The sequence below is a fragment of the Photobacterium sp. R1 genome, from assembly GCF_054600795.1.
The window spans coordinates 1-398 of record NZ_BAAHZP010000149.1; the positions used below are offsets into that span (position 1 = coordinate 1).

Annotated in this window: 1 protein-coding gene; it reads left to right on the top strand. The window is 48.5% G+C overall.

Features of this window, described 5'->3' with window-relative positions; translation table 11 throughout:
- Positions 1–91: 91 nt before the first annotated feature.
- Positions 92–398, top strand: a 307-nt coding sequence (locus tag ACYP03_RS24415) for a LysR family transcriptional regulator (protein ID WP_459782434.1), incomplete at its 3' end; no start/stop codon positions are given.

The following is a 398-nucleotide window of genomic DNA, read 5'->3' on the forward strand; positions in this document are numbered from 1 at the left end:
GTCATTGGGAATGGCATGCATCATAGTGATTTAACTTGATTGGATATAGAATCAATTATCAACAACATTGTTTCTTAAATCGGACAAATTAATGGACAGACTCACGGCAGCAAAAGTGTTTATTGATGTCGCCACAACCGAAAGTTTCACCACGACAGCCGATCGACTGGAGATGTCCCGCTCTATGGTGACCCGCTATATCGCCACCATGGAGGAATGGATGAAAGCCCGGCTGTTACAGCGAACCACACGGAAAGTAGCGTTAACAACAGCGGGCCAGCAGTGTCTGAAAGATATCAAGCTTTGGGTAGAGCAGGCGGAGCACATTGCGGTGACCTTGCAGCCTTCAGACCGGCTCACCGGCCATGTCAGGTTAACGACCAGTATGTCCTTTGCTC